Origin of the sequence: Pseudomonas tritici (genome assembly GCF_014268275.3) — a bacterium.
Taxonomy (GTDB): Bacteria; Pseudomonadota; Gammaproteobacteria; order Pseudomonadales; family Pseudomonadaceae; genus Aquipseudomonas; species Aquipseudomonas tritici.
Genome location: NZ_CP077084.1, coordinates 2,343,633 through 2,357,663, shown reverse-complemented (window position 1 = coordinate 2,357,663; position 14,031 = coordinate 2,343,633). Strand labels below are relative to the sequence as shown.

At 61.0% G+C, this 14,031-nt stretch carries 11 protein-coding genes; 9 read left to right on the top strand and 2 right to left on the bottom strand.

Annotated features, from left to right (window positions below; translation table 11 throughout):
* Positions 1–11: 11 nt before the first annotated feature.
* On the top strand, positions 12–1,886 hold the full coding sequence (gene asnB, locus HU722_RS10620) for an asparagine synthase (glutamine-hydrolyzing) (protein WP_065874610.1): 1,875 nt from the start codon (positions 12–14) through the stop codon (positions 1,884–1,886).
* Here asnB and HU722_RS10615 read toward each other — a convergent pair.
* Positions 1,844–2,824: a GlxA family transcriptional regulator gene (locus HU722_RS10615; protein WP_065880032.1), complete on the bottom strand. Its 981-nt coding sequence runs from the start codon at positions 2,822–2,824 to the stop codon at positions 1,844–1,846. The two genes, asnB and HU722_RS10615, sit on opposite strands and share 43 nt — an antisense overlap.
* An 89-nt stretch (positions 2,825–2,913) precedes the next feature.
* Between HU722_RS10615 and inhA the strand changes: the two genes are divergently transcribed.
* Entirely contained in the window at positions 2,914–3,594 is a 681-nt protein-coding gene (gene inhA / locus HU722_RS10610) for an isonitrile hydratase (RefSeq protein ID WP_065874608.1), read from the top strand.
* A 14-nt stretch (positions 3,595–3,608) separates the two neighbouring features.
* On the opposite strand, the gene HU722_RS10605 is transcribed toward inhA, so the two are convergent.
* Positions 3,609–4,238, bottom strand: coding sequence for a LysE family translocator (locus HU722_RS10605; RefSeq protein ID WP_065874646.1), 630 nt, complete (start codon positions 4,236–4,238; stop codon positions 3,609–3,611).
* A gap of 657 nt (positions 4,239–4,895) precedes the next feature.
* Here HU722_RS10605 and HU722_RS10600 point away from each other — a divergent pair.
* The 7 genes from HU722_RS10600 to HU722_RS10570 are packed head-to-tail and all read left to right on the top strand — an operon-like array spanning position 4,896 to position 14,029.
* The gene (locus HU722_RS10600; RefSeq protein ID WP_065874607.1) at positions 4,896–6,335 is read left to right on the top strand and encodes an undecaprenyl-phosphate glucose phosphotransferase; all 1,440 of its coding nucleotides are present in this window, start codon (positions 4,896–4,898) and stop codon (positions 6,333–6,335) included.
* Positions 6,335–7,795, top strand: a complete 1,461-nt coding sequence (locus tag HU722_RS10595) for a mannose-1-phosphate guanylyltransferase/mannose-6-phosphate isomerase (RefSeq protein WP_065945885.1) — start codon at positions 6,335–6,337, stop codon at positions 7,793–7,795. Before HU722_RS10600 ends, HU722_RS10595 begins: the two co-directional genes overlap by 1 nt.
* A 1-nt stretch (position 7,796) precedes the next feature.
* Positions 7,797–8,708 (top strand): glycosyltransferase family 2 protein, encoded by a 912-nt coding sequence (locus HU722_RS10590; RefSeq protein WP_065945884.1) that lies wholly within the window; start codon positions 7,797–7,799, stop codon positions 8,706–8,708.
* Between the two features lie 29 nt (positions 8,709–8,737).
* Entirely contained in the window at positions 8,738–9,514 is a 777-nt protein-coding gene (locus tag HU722_RS10585) for a polysaccharide biosynthesis/export family protein (RefSeq protein ID WP_065874645.1), read from the top strand.
* Positions 9,515–9,529: 15 nt separating this feature from the next.
* Positions 9,530–11,521: a GumC family protein gene (locus tag HU722_RS10580; protein WP_065874604.1), complete on the top strand. Its 1,992-nt coding sequence runs from the start codon at positions 9,530–9,532 to the stop codon at positions 11,519–11,521.
* On the top strand, positions 11,521–12,711 hold the full coding sequence (locus tag HU722_RS10575; RefSeq protein WP_065874603.1) for a glycosyltransferase: 1,191 nt from the start codon (positions 11,521–11,523) through the stop codon (positions 12,709–12,711). Before HU722_RS10580 ends, HU722_RS10575 begins: the two co-directional genes overlap by 1 nt.
* Complete coding sequence (locus HU722_RS10570) at positions 12,701–14,029, top strand: GH39 family glycosyl hydrolase (RefSeq protein WP_065874602.1); 1,329 nt, start codon at positions 12,701–12,703, stop codon at positions 14,027–14,029. The genes HU722_RS10575 and HU722_RS10570 overlap by 11 nt, the downstream gene beginning before the upstream one ends.
* The last annotated feature ends 2 nt before the right edge of the window (positions 14,030–14,031 follow it).

Here is a 14,031-nt window from a genome sequence, read left to right as displayed (position 1 = left end):
AGTACATTCCCATGTGTGGAATAACCGGTTGGGTTGACTTTGCCCACGACCTGAGACACGAAACAGCCACCATCGACGCGATGACAGACACCCTGAAACTGCGTGGCCCTGACGCACGCGGTGTTTGGATCGACAAGCACGTAGCCCTGGGTCACCGCAGGCTATCGATCATTGACCCAGAACGTGGTTTGCAACCGATGCAGAGCCAGCAGACAGGCCCTGGCAATCTGCCCAGAGCCGTCATTTCCTATGCTGGCGAAACCTACAACTTCATCGAGCTGCGCGCTGAACTGATGCAGGCGGGCTATCGATTCGCGACGCATTGCGATACCGAAGTGGTGCTGCAGGCATACCTGCACTGGGGCGCTGACTTCGTGCATCGCCTTAACGGCATGTACTCAATTGCAATTTGGGACAGCGCGAATGATGAACTGATTTTGGTCAGGGACCGGCTTGGGGTAAAACCACTGTTTTACTATCCAACGGCCGACGGCGTTCTTTTCGGCTCGGAACCCAAGGCGCTCCTGGCCAACCCTGACGTCAAAGCACTCTCCACTCGTGAAAGCCTCTGCGACGCACTCCTATTTTTACGTACTCCGGGGCAAGTGCCCTTCAGCGGTATGAAAGAACTCAAGCCTGGCCACCTGCTGCGGGTGCGTCGTGGACAAATACGCGAAGAACGCTATTGGGCGCTCGAAGCAAAACCGCACACAGACGATCTTGAAACCACCATTGCCACCATCCGCGAGCTACTCGATGACATTGTGGCCCGACAAATGATTGCTGACGTTCCGTTGTGTGCACTGCTATCGGGAGGGTTGGACTCTAGTACCGTCGCTGCACTCGCACAAAAGAAGCGTCTGGCCAATGGCGAGGATCCACTATCGACGTTCTGCATCGACTTTGTGGGACACACTGAAAACTATCGGCCGGATCCCGTCCGGCCCTCCGCCGACGCGCCTTTCGCAGCCGAAGCCGCACGCCACATCGGCAGCCGGCACCACAACATCGTCCTGGATCGCGCAAGTTTACTTGACCCGACTCTGCGTGAAAAAGTCATGCGTGCCTGGGACTTGCCCTTCAACTTTGGCGACTTGGACATCTCACTGCATCAACTGTTTGCCAACGTGCGCCAACACGCCACCGTCGCGCTTTCCGGCGAGGCTGCCGATGAACTATTCGGGGGCTACCTGTGGATTTCTGACCCGCAGGCTCGGGCGGCGCAAACCTTTCCATGGCTAAAACTCGGGGCTCATCGCGGGCTGTCCCCCAAAGCGCTGTTTCATAAACAGTTTATCGATGACCTGAAACTGGACGACTATGAAGCCGAACTCTACCGCACAGCGTTGGCCGAGGTCCCCAGGCTCGACGGAGAGTCTGCGGAAGAGCGACGTACTCGCGAGTTGAACTACCTCACACTCACCCGATGGCTGCCGATGCTGCTCGACAAAAAAGATCGCATGGGGATGGCCAGCGGCCTTGAGGGGCGAGTCCCGTTCTGCGATCACCGCCTGGTGGAGTACGTATTCAACATCCCGTGGGCCATGAAGATCTTCAACGGCGAGAGCAAAGCGCTGTTGCGGGCAGCTGCCGCTGACCTGTTGCCTGACTCGATCCTGCGTAGAGGTAAATCAGCCTTTCCGTCGATTCAGGACCCGGGCTACGACCAAGGACTGATCGCCAGGCTCAACGCCTCCATCCAGAACCACGACGGCTCACTGACGTCGTACATCGACCCTGTCGCACTGCAGCAACTAGGCGCGAAGAGTGACACTGGCAGTTTTTCCGATCTCGAGCGTATTCTGGTGGAGTCTGCCGAACGGCTGAGCCGTTGGATTGACACCTACGCTGTCGAGCTTGATATTCGAGAAAATCGCTCCCTGTAAGCCTGCGGAGTCACCGCCAGCACGCGCAGAAAACTGCGCCGCATGGTTTCTTCGCATTTAAAACCGCACTGCGAGGCGACTCGCTTGATCGGCGTGTCTTCGTCAACCAGTCGCCGCCGTGCGGTTTCCACTCGTATCAGCTCCACTGCCCGTGCTGGCGTCCGTCCGGTTTCAGCCCGGTAGTGACGCACAAAACTGCGCTCGCTCATCCCGGCCTGGGCCGCCAGTGTCGAGATATTCCAATTCAACGTCAGACGCTCGGCGATCCAGGCATGCAACTCAGCAAACCGACCACTGCCCTGTTGCAGAGACAGGGTGACGCTGAACTGGGATTGCCCTCCCGGGCGTTTCAGAAACACCACCAAGTGCCGTGCCACTTCCAGGGCGACGGCGGCACCCAGATCGTCTTCCACCAGGGCCAGGCACAAATCAATACCGGCGGTGACCCCCGCTGACGTCCACAGCGCCCCTTGCTGGATAAAAATCGGGTTAGCCTCCACCTGCAATTTCGGATACTTGAGCGCCAATTCCTCACAACGCGTCCAATGGGTAGCCACACGACAGCCATCGAGCAAGCCTGCGGCCGCCATCAAAAAAGCGCCCGTGCAGACCGACGCCGTCCGGCGTGAGTTGACACTCTTTTGTCGCACCCAATCCACCAGGTCAGCGTCCTCGGCAGCGCCATAAACCCCCCAACCACCGGCGATCACCAGGGTATCGCACGGGGCATCAATCACCGGCAAGGGCTCAGCCACCACTGCAAGGCCTGCCGAGGTCATGACCGCCGAGGTCTGAGCAGCGATCACGTTGACCGCGTACGGCAACGCGAAGCCCCGTTGTCGCGCCAGGTCATTGGCGGACGAGAACACTTGCAAGGGGCCGGTAACATCAAGTATCTGAGCGCCTGGAAAGGCGAGTACATGGATAATTTTTGTCATGTTGGCGTAATTCGTGGGCGTAATGGCGTGTAGGCCAAATCCTGAATCACTAAAGTGAAGCCGTCCACCCCTTTATCGGAGCGCTATCCATGACCTTGCAGATCGGCTTTGTGTTGTTCCCCGGCATCCAGCAACTTGACCTCACCGGCCCTTATGACGTACTTGGTTCGCTGCCGGACGTGAAATTGCACCTGGTGTGGAAAGACCTGGAACCGGTCACCTCCAGCACCGGCCTGATGTTCACCCCGACCATAACCTACGCCGACTGCCCGCTGCTGGATGTGATCTGCGTGCCCGGCGGTTCCGGCGTGGGCGCGTTGATGGAAGACCCGCTCACGCTGGACTTCCTCAAGGCCCAGGCGCAAACCGCACGCTACGTGACCTCGGTGTGCACCGGCTCGCTGGTACTGGGCGCGGCGGGTTTGCTGCGCGGGCGCCGGGCGACGACTCACTGGGCTTACCACGACCTGCTCGCCCCGCTCGGCGCGACCCCGGTGCAAGAGCGCGTGGTGCGTGACGGCAACCTGTTCACCGGTGGCGGCATCACCGCCGGCATCGACTTCGCCCTGACCCTGGCGGCCGAGTTGTACAGCGACGCGACGGCGCAACTGGTGCAGTTGCAGATTGAATACGCGCCAGCGCCACCGTTCGATGCAGGCCGACCGGACACTGCGCCCAAGCACGTATTGGAGGAAGCCAACAACCGCACGGCCGAATCGCGCAGAGTACGCGGCGAGATCGTCGCACGCGCAGCTGCACGCCTGGGCTAACACCGTGAGTTGAATCAGCTTGGGCGAGACATCACCGCCAGGCGCACGGCCAGCACCATCAGCACCGTCGCCAAGCCCCATTTCTGTAGCCAGGCGCCTTTTGAGCGCCTGGCGAAGAATCGGCTCAGCGCACCACCAAAAATGCCCAGCACCGCATGAAACACCCCAGCGACTAACGTCAGCACGCCCCCGAGCACCATCAACTGCACGGCAATGGACCCCGCCTCCGGCCGTACAAACTGCGGCAAAAACACCACGAAAAACAGTAATGCCTTGGGGTTGAGCAGGCTGTTGAACATGGCCTGCAGAAACACTCGTCCCAGGGGCATGCGATTGACCTGGGCCGCGCCCAGCCCTGGGGTTTTCTGCAACGTCTTGACCACCAGCCACAGCAGGTAAACCACTCCCGCATAGCGGATCAAATCGAAGGATGGCGGCCAACTGGCGACCAATGCCGTCACCCCTGTGGCGGTCAATGCGGTCAGCAACAGGTCGGCCACGCTGATACCCAAGGCTGATGTCACTCCCCCGCGCCAGCCATGAGTCACGCCGTGGCTGATCACAAAGGCCATGTTCGGCCCAGGCGATAACAGCAGCAACAGCACAGCCCCCGAAAAAACCGCCAGGGTTGCAAGGTCAATCATGCTCAAGCCATCCACCGCAAAAGCCTGCAGATTAATCGGCGTACCGTGTGCGAACAAAAAATTGTGCTGGATACATTGTTTCTGGTAATCGCGAGTGGGGTGACTACCGGTTCGACACTGCCCTGTCGAAATGGAACGCAGGCGTAGCTTTTGCGGCAACTTCTATCGTGAACCGCGTAATTTTTATGGTGAGTTTGAAAGGTAACTTCTGATCGGGCGAAAGCCCCATGGGCAGGGCACTTAGTGCGCCCTGCCACCGCTGTTTTGTCCCTCTTTCCCACCGCGCTGCAAAAAAGCTTTCTCCTTTAAGCAGGAAAAATTCCTTATTTGTTCCTACACTCAAAAACACACCCAATCACCGCGTGTTCGGACAAGGAATGTCAATAAAATGCCACTAAAAAGAATGATAAAACTGTCTACTACGCAGCTCCCGCACCATTGTCAATTTATTGACTGAGCACATAAAGGGAACAGTCCTTTAGTCACTACCCCCGCAAAAACACTTCAAATGAATAGCTGTGTTTGGATGGTGCATTTGAATTGGAAAGTTGCGTATTACCCAGTGCAACCAGTTCGAGCTGAACGCTAAAGCAGCCCGCTGCTTTATTGAGCAAACAGTCGAACAGTGCAGCCTGGAGTGCAATGAGGGATGGTTTTATGCGAGAGAAGTCGTCAGTCGACAGCTTGTTTTTAACACGTGCTGGTTTTGTTGAGTTCTTTGTCGTTTTCGTCAAATTGATCCACGGCCTGACGGCCATTTTGCCCCCTCTGGTCCTGGTGCTTTTCCTGGACCCGATGGACCCTGAACTGCGCCCTCATTTCGTGGGCCTGCTGGTTTTTTTCGCGGTCCTGACCATTATTCTGTTTCAGGCCCTGGGCATATATTCCGAAGAATTGTTCAGCAACCGGCTGCGCTTGAAAACCAAGATCAAAGCCTGGTCGGCGGCGTTTTGCATTCTGTTGTTCATGTACCAGATCCTGCAGATGTTCCCGCAATTAACCCCGCGTAACCTGGCGACGTGGTACGTCGCCAGCCTGGCGTTGTTCTGCCTGGAACGCCTGATGATGTTGCGCCTTTATCGCAGGCTGATGCGGGCTGGCAAATACCTGCAACGCACGGTGATCCTGGGCTTTACCGAGACCGCTGTGCACGTCGCCGATCACCTGCAGCGCAACGGCGATATCCGTTCCGGCCTGGTCGGTTTTATCGACGACCGCACCGAGCGCATTCCCAAGGAGCTGAGCAAGCTGCCCCTGCTGGGCAATACCCGCGACCTCGAAAAACTGATCCGTGCCGAGCAGGTCAACCAAGTGATGATCTGCCTGCCCTGGGCCGCCGAGCAACGCATCCACGGCTTGGTCAACCGCCTGCGGCAGTTGTCAGTGAACGTCATGCTGGTGCCGGACATGGCGGCCCTGCGCTACGGCCACAGCAAAATCACCGATGTGGGCGGCATTCTGATGTTCAACACTTCACAGTTGCCGTTGCGTGGCTGGTCGCCGGTGATCAAGCGCTGTGAGGATTTCCTGCTGGCCAGCCTGGCGTTGGTGTGCCTGTCACCGCTGATGGTGGCGACAGCGATTGCGATCAAGCTCGACTCCAAGGGCCCAGTGCTGTTTCGCCAGAACCGCTATGGCTACAACGACAACGAAATCCGCGTGTTCAAATTCCGCTCGATGTACACCGACCAGAGCGACTTCACCGCCGAACGCCAAACAACGCGCGCAGACCCGCGCATCACCCGCGTGGGCCGCATCATCCGCAAGACCAGCATCGACGAGCTGCCGCAACTGTTCAATGTGCTGCTGGGCAACATGTCCATCGTCGGCCCGCGCCCGCACGCCACGGCAACCAAGGCCGCAGGCGTGCCCTTCGAAGTGGCGGTCAGCGAATACAGCTCGCGGCACCGAGTCAAGCCGGGTATCACCGGCTGGGCGCAGATCAACGGTTACCGGGGTGAGACCGACACCCTGTTCAAGATCCAGAAACGTGTCGAGTACGACCTGGAGTACATCTCCAAGTGGTCGGTGTGGTTTGACTTGTACATCGTCTTCATGACGGTCCCGGCCGTCCTTTCCACCAAGGAAGTCTATTGATGAACACCCTCAACGGATTAATTCCCTGCATCATTTCCGGTGGTTCGGGCACGCGGCTGTGGCCGGTGTCCCGGCAGAACATGCCCAAGCCGTTCATGCGCATGCGCGATGGCATGAGCCTGCTGCAGAAAACCTTTCAGCGCGCGGCCAAACTGCCCGGCGTGGAAAGCGTGTTGACGGTGACCAACCGCGACCTGCTGTTCCGCACACTGGATGACTACCGCCTGGTCAACAAGGCGCACCTGCCCCTGGACCTGCTGCTGGAGCCGTTCGGGCGTAATACGGCAGCGGCAATTGCGGTGGCGGCGTTGCACGTGCAGGAGCATTTTGGCGGCGATGCGCAGTTGCTGGTGATGCCCGCCGACCATTTGATCCTCAATGAAGTGGCGTTTGCCGAGGCCGTGACCCAGGCCCGCGACCTGGCCGAAGCCGGTTACCTGGTGACGTTCGGTATCCAGCCGGATCACCCCGAAACCGGCTTTGGCTACATCGAACAGGGTGAGCCGCTAAGCACGGGCAACCGGGTCAAACGCTTCGTCGAAAAACCCGACCTGGCCACCGCCCAGGGCTATCTCGACGGCGGCAAGCACCTGTGGAACGCCGGCATGTTCTGCTTCAAGGCCAGCACCCTGGTGGACGAACTCGCCACCCATGCGCCCGACGTGCTGGAAGCCGCCCGCAACGCGCTGGACCATAGCCAGAGCCTGCAAAACAAAACCTCGCGCCAGCGTGAGCTGGACGCGGATGCTTTCGGCAGCGCGCCGGATATTTCCATCGACGTGGCCTTGATGGAGAAGTCCAAGCAAGTCGCCGTGGTGCCCTGCGACATCGGCTGGAGCGATATCGGCTCGTGGGAAGCCCTGCGCCAGCTCACCCCCAGCGACGCCCATGGCAACCAAGTCAATGGCGAAGCGATTCTGCATGACGTGCACAACTGCTACATCGACTCGCCCAAGCGCGTACTCGGCGCGGTGGGCGTGCGCGACCTGATCATCGTCGACACGCCCGACGCGCTGCTGATCGCCGACGCCCACCGTAGCCAGGATGTGCGCTACATCGTCGCCGAACTCAAGCGCCAGAACCATCCGGCGTACAGCCTGCACCGCACCGTCACCCGGCCGTGGGGCACCTACACCGTGCTCGAGGAAAGCAGCCGCTTCAAGATCAAGCGCATCGTGGTCAAGCCGCAGGCGTCGCTGTCGTTGCAGATGCACCACCACCGCAGCGAACACTGGGTAGTGGTCAGCGGCGCCGCGCAGATCACCAACGGCGAGCGCGAATTCCTGATCAACGCCAACGAGTCCACCTACATCCCCGCCGGGCATAAACACCGCCTGACCAACCCCGGCATCATCGACCTGGTGATGATCGAGGTGCAGAGCGGCGAATACCTGGGCGAAGACGACATCGTGCGCTTCGACGACATCTACGGGCGCGCCCCGGCTGAAGTGAAAAAATGACATGCGTACGTCTCTGATCATCCCGACCCGTAACGCCTCCAGCCACCTGGCACGCCTGCTGCCGGCGCTGGAGATGCAAACCCTGCAACCTGACGAGATGCTGGTGGTGGACAGCGCCTCCAGCGATGACACCGTGGCGCGCTTTCGCGCGTTTGGTGCACGGGTCGAGGTGATCGACGCGCGCGACTTCAACCATGGCGGCACGCGGCGCTGGGCCAGCGAACAAGTAGGCGGTGAGGCGCTGATCGTGATGACCCAGGACGCGATCCCCGCCGCCCCGGAAACCTTCGCCAACCTGCTCGCAGAATTGCAGCAAGACCCGCTCAACGGCGTGGCCTACGGTCGCCAACTGCCACACCCCGATGCCGGTGTGCTGGGCGCGCAATCGCGGCACTTCAACTACCCGGAACAGAGCCGCAGCAAGAGCCTGGCCGATGCACCGGAATTAGGGATCAAGACCTGCTTCAGTTCCGACTCGTTTTCCGTGTACCGGCGCAGCGTGCTGGAAGCGGTGGGCGGTTTCCCGGCAGACGTGATCGGCAGCGAAGACGCCTTCGTGGCCGCACGCATGCTGCTCGAAGGCTACAAGGTGCGCTACGCCGCCACGGCGATGGTGCACCACTCCCACGATTACAAACTCATGGATGAGTTTCACCGCTACTTCGACATTGGCGTGTTCTACGGCCGCGAGCCGTGGATCAAGCAGGCCTTCGGCGATGCGGGTGGCGAAGGCAAGCGCTATGTGCTGGCTGAACTCAGGGCTTTGCGCAAGGCCGGCGCCCTGCACCGCATTCCCGAAGTGCTGGTGCGCAGCGCGTTCAAATTGCTCGGCTACCGGCTGGGCCATCTGGAGCGCCGTCTCCCCCTCGCCCTCAAGCGGCGCATCAGCATGTTTCCCGGTTATTGGAGGTGAGCATCATGACCTACAGGAAGTCCCCCTTGATCAAACAGACCCTGCTCGTGCTCGCCCTGCTGACGGTGGCAGGCTGTAACACGCCGGCGCGCATTGTGCCGCCGGACGGCAAGACCGTCGAAGAAGGCAAGCGCGCCCTCGACCAGCTCGCACAGCTACCGCCGGCGGTGGAACGTATCCGCATCGGCGACCAGCTGCGCATCGTGCGCGATGCCGGTGAGATGCCGACGCTGTCAGCGTTCAACGTCAGCACCATCTATGAGCTGACGCTGTACACGGTGCAGACCGACGGCAAGATCAACTACCCGTTCCTGGGGCCGATCCAAGTGGCCGGGCGCCAGCCTTCGGAATTGGCCACGGAGCTGACCACCAAGCTCGCGCCGACCTACCGCGAACCGCGCGTGACCGTAAACATCAACCAGGCACCGGGCAGCTCGATCATCGTCGGTGGCGCGGTGAACAACCCGACGGCAGTGCAGATTGCCACGGCCAACACCCTTGAGCAGGCAATCATCGGTGCCGGCGGGGTCAGCCCGGCGGGCAATGCCAGCATGGTCGCCCTGCTGCGTGAAGACGCACAGGGTGCCTATCACGCCTACTTCCTGGACTTCAGCCAACTGCTCAAGACCGGCCCCAACGGGCGCAAGCCCGTGCACCTGCAACGCGGCGATGTGGTGTTCGTGCCCAAATCCAACGTGGGCGAGCGCATCCAAGGGGTGGATACCTACCTGAACCAACTGATCCCCTTCACCAAGTCCATTGGGGTTGGCTACAACTACACACGAACCAGCGGCGGCAGTAACTAAAGGAGCGACATCCCTATGATCGAGATCCGTTCTTTTCGTGATCTTCTGCGTTTGTTCTTCATTTTCCGGCGCGAGTTCAAACTGGCGGCGATTGCCGCGCTGGTGATCATCCTGCTGGGGGCTTTCTTGCTGCCGGCCAAGTACGAATCCACTGCGCGCCTGCTGGTCAAGCCTGGGCGGGATTCGACCCTGCCCATCGAGATCAGCAACCGCCAGGCGCTGGTGATGCCCAGCACGCAGCGTGACCCGATTGTCGACGAAGAGCGCCTGCTCACCGGTCGCCCGATCGTGCGCGCGGTGGCTGAACACTACTTGGAAGTGATCGACAACGCGCCACCGCCGGAAGGTTTCTGGAAGCGCACCAAGTACTACGTCAAGAGCGGCGTGGGTGCGGTATTCGATGGCCTGCGCGTGGTGCTGGAAACCGTTGGCGTGGTTGAAAAGACTACCCCGGTTGAACGCCTGGCCGCCGGCCTGGAGAAGAACTTTGAAGTGAGTCACGCCGCCGGTTCGACGGTGATGGATATCAGCTTCAAGTGGGGCGACCCACAAATCGCCCAGGCGGTGGTCAAGGATTGGGTCGAAACCTATATCAACGAACGCACCCAGGCCCTGGGGCGCAAGAGCCTGTATGCCTTTTATGAAGGCCAGGCGGCCAACAGCGCGACCGAGATCAAGAGCTACAAGCAACAGATCCTCACGCACCTCAACGAGATCGGCGCGGCGAGTATCACCGACCGCCTGGAAGACTTGTCCGAGCGCATCAACGTACTGCGCGGCGAGACCTTCAACACTACGCGGCTGATCGCCTCGTCCGACAGCGCAATCCAGAGCACGCGCAATCAACTCAAGGGCCAGCCGAAGGAAGTCACCACGGTGCGCCAGATCGCTCTGAACCCGCAGCAGCAGGACTTGCGTCGCCTGCTTAACCAGAAGCTGCTGGAAAAGGCCGACATGATGCGCACGTACACGGACAATGCGCCGCCGGTCAAAGCCCTGGACGCGTCGATTCGTGCCATGCAGGTCCAGGTCGCCAGCGAGAGCAACACCATTCAAGCCTCGGAAAACCGCGCGCCGAACACCCTGGAAATCCACTTGCAGCGCGTGCTGCTGGATGAAACCAGTAACAACCTGGCACTGCGCACGCAGCTGGTTCAACAGCAGAAACAATTGGTGAACCTGGAAGCGCAGCGCAAGCAAGCCCTGGAGATAGAACCGGAGCTGGCCCGCCTCTCCCGCGAGCTGAACACCACCGAGCGCAATTACGCGTTGTACGTGGATAACCTAGAAAAATCGCGCATCGACCGTGAGCTGGACAACAGCCAGATCAGCAACATTGCCGTGATCGAAGAAGCAACCTTGAACCCAGGCCGCATCTTCCCGAAAACCCTGGTGATGCTAGTCCTGGCAATCCCGTTTGCGATCGTCGTCGGCTTGCTGGTGATCTACCTGTGCTACCTGCTCGACCAGCGTATTCACGACGGTGGCCTGGTGGAGCGCAAGTTTGGCCTGCCGCTGTGGACCACCCTGCCCGAGCTGGACACCACCACCGCGCAAAGCGCCAACGCGTTCAATGCGAGCATCTACCGGCTGTACAGTTTGCTGCAGCCCGCCCGTATCGCTGAACAGGGCCTGACACTCGGGCTGACCTCGGCGCGTCACGGCGAGGGGGTGACCTTTGTGGTCGAACAACTGCGCCAGTTGCTGGCCGAAAACGGCATCAATGTGCGGGTCGGAGGGCTTGAAGCGGCGGCGCCCGGCGAGGTGGTGCTGCTGGATGCCTCGGCGTTGCTGGCTAACCGCGATGCGTTTGTGACCCTGCGCCGCGCCGACCTGATCGCGCTGGTGGTGGAGGCGCGCAAAAGTACCGTGCCGGTGGTGGAGCATGCGCTGTCGATTCTCAACACGGCGTTCGGCAAGGTGGACGGCATCATCATTAACCGGCGCAAGTTCGAAGTGCCGAGCAAGGTGCTGCAGACCATTGGCAAATACCGGGGAGCGTTCTGATGCGTATCGCCCTGCTCGCGCCCTTGCCACCGGAAAAAAACGGCATCGCCGACTACGCGAACCATTTCCGTACGGCGCTGGAACAACTCGGTGTGACGGTGCTGACGCCGTTGGCCGGAGTGGCGGGCAACGCCGAGGCGATAAAGCTGGCCATTGCTGGCTTCGATTGGCAAACCGTCGACGTGGTGCACGCCGAGCTGGGCGGCGGGCGGCTGGGGGAGTTCCTGGCCCTGCGCGAGCTGCGCAAGGCTTACCCGCAACTGCCACTGACCGCCACCGTGCATGACCCGGAACGCATGGTGTGGCGGCGTGAGCATCTGCCGTTCCCTTTGAGCTTGCTGGAGCGTTTACCCAGCCCATTGCCCCAGGCGGCCGTGGTGCTGGCCGACCCGCTGACGTTGCGCGAAGAACGCCAGGTCGCCAAAGGGCTGACCCGGCTGGTGACCCTCACCCGCCTGGGTGCCGAGTGCTTGAGCCAGCGCATGCAATTGCCCGCCGGCAAAGTGGCGGTGATCAACCATGCCAACCTGGCGATTACACCGGCACCGCTGCCGTCACTGGACACGCTGCACCTGCTGTACTTCGGCTTCATCTACCGCGGCAAGGGCATCGAAGACCTGGTGCAGGCCCTGGCGGATGTGTTCAAGCAAGCCCCCGAATTACGCGACCGCGTGCGCCTGACCCTGGCCGGCGGCACTGCCCCGGAGATGGCGTTTGGCGCGGGCGGTAATTACCTGGAGCAACTGAACGCGCAGATCGCGTCACTGGGCCTGACCGCGTCCATCGACTGGCGGCTGAACCTGCCTGCCGATGAAATTGCCCACACCATCCAGGCCCACCATGCGATGGTGCTGCCGTACCGCGAATCGAAAAAACTCGGCCTGCTCGGGCGCCAGCGCGGCACCAGTGGGGCGTTGTCCTGGGCGACCGCCTGCGGGCGCGGCGCGATCACCTCCGATGCGCGCGCGTTTGCCGAGGAAGTCGCCAGTGGCAACGGCGCCATTTACCCAGAGGGTGATGTGGCTGCGCTCGGCGAACAACTGTTACGCCTGGCACGCACGCCGCTGCTGGCGCGGGATTGGGCCGAGCGTGCCGGGGAAATTGGTCGCGAACGGTTGTGGCCGTTGACGGCGCAGAAATTTGTCACGCTGTTTGACGAGGCCATCGTCGGAGCCCGCCATGTCGCGTAAACGCACTTACCTGGCCACCCTGGCGGTGGTCGCAGCCCTGGGTCTCAGCGCGTTTTTGTGGGGGCGCCAGGCCGATGCCGAGAACCATGTGCTCAAGGGCAGCAAGGTCGTGGTGTGGAAGGATTTCCTGGGGGTGAACGCGCAATTCCTGTGGTTCAGCCCTGCGCGTTACCAGATGCAGATCGACCGCCTAAAGGCCCTGGGCCTGGAATGGGTGCGCCTGGATCTGCACTGGGATCAGCTTGAACCTGCCGAGAACCAGTACCAGGTCGCAACCCTGGATCAGTTGGTCGGCAAGTTGCAGGACAACCAGCTCAAGTCGGTGTTCTACCTGGTCGGCTCGGCGCCCTTCGCGACCACCGCGCCAGCCGGTGCGCCGTATCAGGATCAATACCCGCCCAAGGATCCGAACGTGTTCGCCAACCGCATGGCGCTGTTGGCCCAGCGTTATCCCAGTGTGGATGCCTGGCAGGTGTGGAACGAGCCGAACCTGCTGGGCTTCTGGCGCCCGGTGGCGGACCCGGCCGGTTATGCCGCCCTGTTGACGACCACCGCCAATGCCTTGCGCACCGTGAACCCGAACAAGCCGGTGGTGGCCGCTGGTATGGCGTTCTTCAGTGAAATGCCTAATGGGCAGACCATGCTCGCGGCCCTCGGTGCGCTGGGTGTGGCCAGCTTGAATACGGTAATTTCCTATCACCCCTACACCCAACTGCCTGAAGGCAACGATCCGGCGAACCTGGACTTCATCGCCAAGACCACCCAACTCAACCAGGCCCTGCGCAACGGCGGCGTGCAAACCCTGTGGAGCACCGAGTGGGGCTGGTCGACTTACCCTGGGCCAAAAGACGCCCAGGACATCATCACGCTAAAAGCCCAGGCCGATTACATCGTGCGGCGCGTGGCGCTGATGAGCGCGATGGATTACGACAAAATCTTCCTGTTCACCCTCAGCGACCTCGACCAGCGCGCCAGCGTGCGCGACCAGTCGTATGGCCTGCTCGATATCGACGCCAACCCCAAGCCCGCCTACACCGCGCTGAAAAACTTCCTCGACGTCAGCGGGCCGCAACTCACGCCGGGCGACCCACCGGTTGCCGACCAGTTGCCCGGCGGTTTGTTCAGCATCGGCTGGACCCGTGCGGACGGGCGCAAGCTGTGGTTTTTCTGGTCGGCCCAGGGCGGCGACGCACATTTGCCGGGCCTGGCCAGCGCCACCTTGTACGACCCGTTGCGCGGCACCCAGACCCCGGTGAGCGGCACCAACGGCCTGACTGTACCGGTCAAGTCGAACCTGCAAATTCTGTTATGGGATTGAGG

Coding starts and splice junctions, on each gene's coding strand:
- inhA (WP_065874608.1), top strand. CDS start 2,914: ATGACCTTGCAGATCGGCTTTGTGTTGTTCCCCGGCATCCAGCAACTT.
- HU722_RS10575 (WP_065874603.1), top strand. CDS start 11,521: ATGCGTATCGCCCTGCTCGCGCCCTTGCCACCGGAAAAAAACGGCATC.
- HU722_RS10570 (WP_065874602.1), top strand. CDS start 12,701: ATGTCGCGTAAACGCACTTACCTGGCCACCCTGGCGGTGGTCGCAGCC.
- HU722_RS10600 (WP_065874607.1), top strand. CDS start 4,896: ATGCGAGAGAAGTCGTCAGTCGACAGCTTGTTTTTAACACGTGCTGGT.
- HU722_RS10580 (WP_065874604.1), top strand. CDS start 9,530: ATGATCGAGATCCGTTCTTTTCGTGATCTTCTGCGTTTGTTCTTCATT.
- HU722_RS10595 (WP_065945885.1), top strand. CDS start 6,335: ATGAACACCCTCAACGGATTAATTCCCTGCATCATTTCCGGTGGTTCG.
- HU722_RS10590 (WP_065945884.1), top strand. CDS start 7,797: ATGCGTACGTCTCTGATCATCCCGACCCGTAACGCCTCCAGCCACCTG.
- asnB (WP_065874610.1), top strand. CDS start 12: ATGTGTGGAATAACCGGTTGGGTTGACTTTGCCCACGACCTGAGACAC.
- HU722_RS10615 (WP_065880032.1), bottom strand. CDS start 2,824: ATGACAAAAATTATCCATGTACTCGCCTTTCCAGGCGCTCAGATACTT.
- HU722_RS10605 (WP_065874646.1), bottom strand. CDS start 4,238: ATGATTGACCTTGCAACCCTGGCGGTTTTTTCGGGGGCTGTGCTGTTG.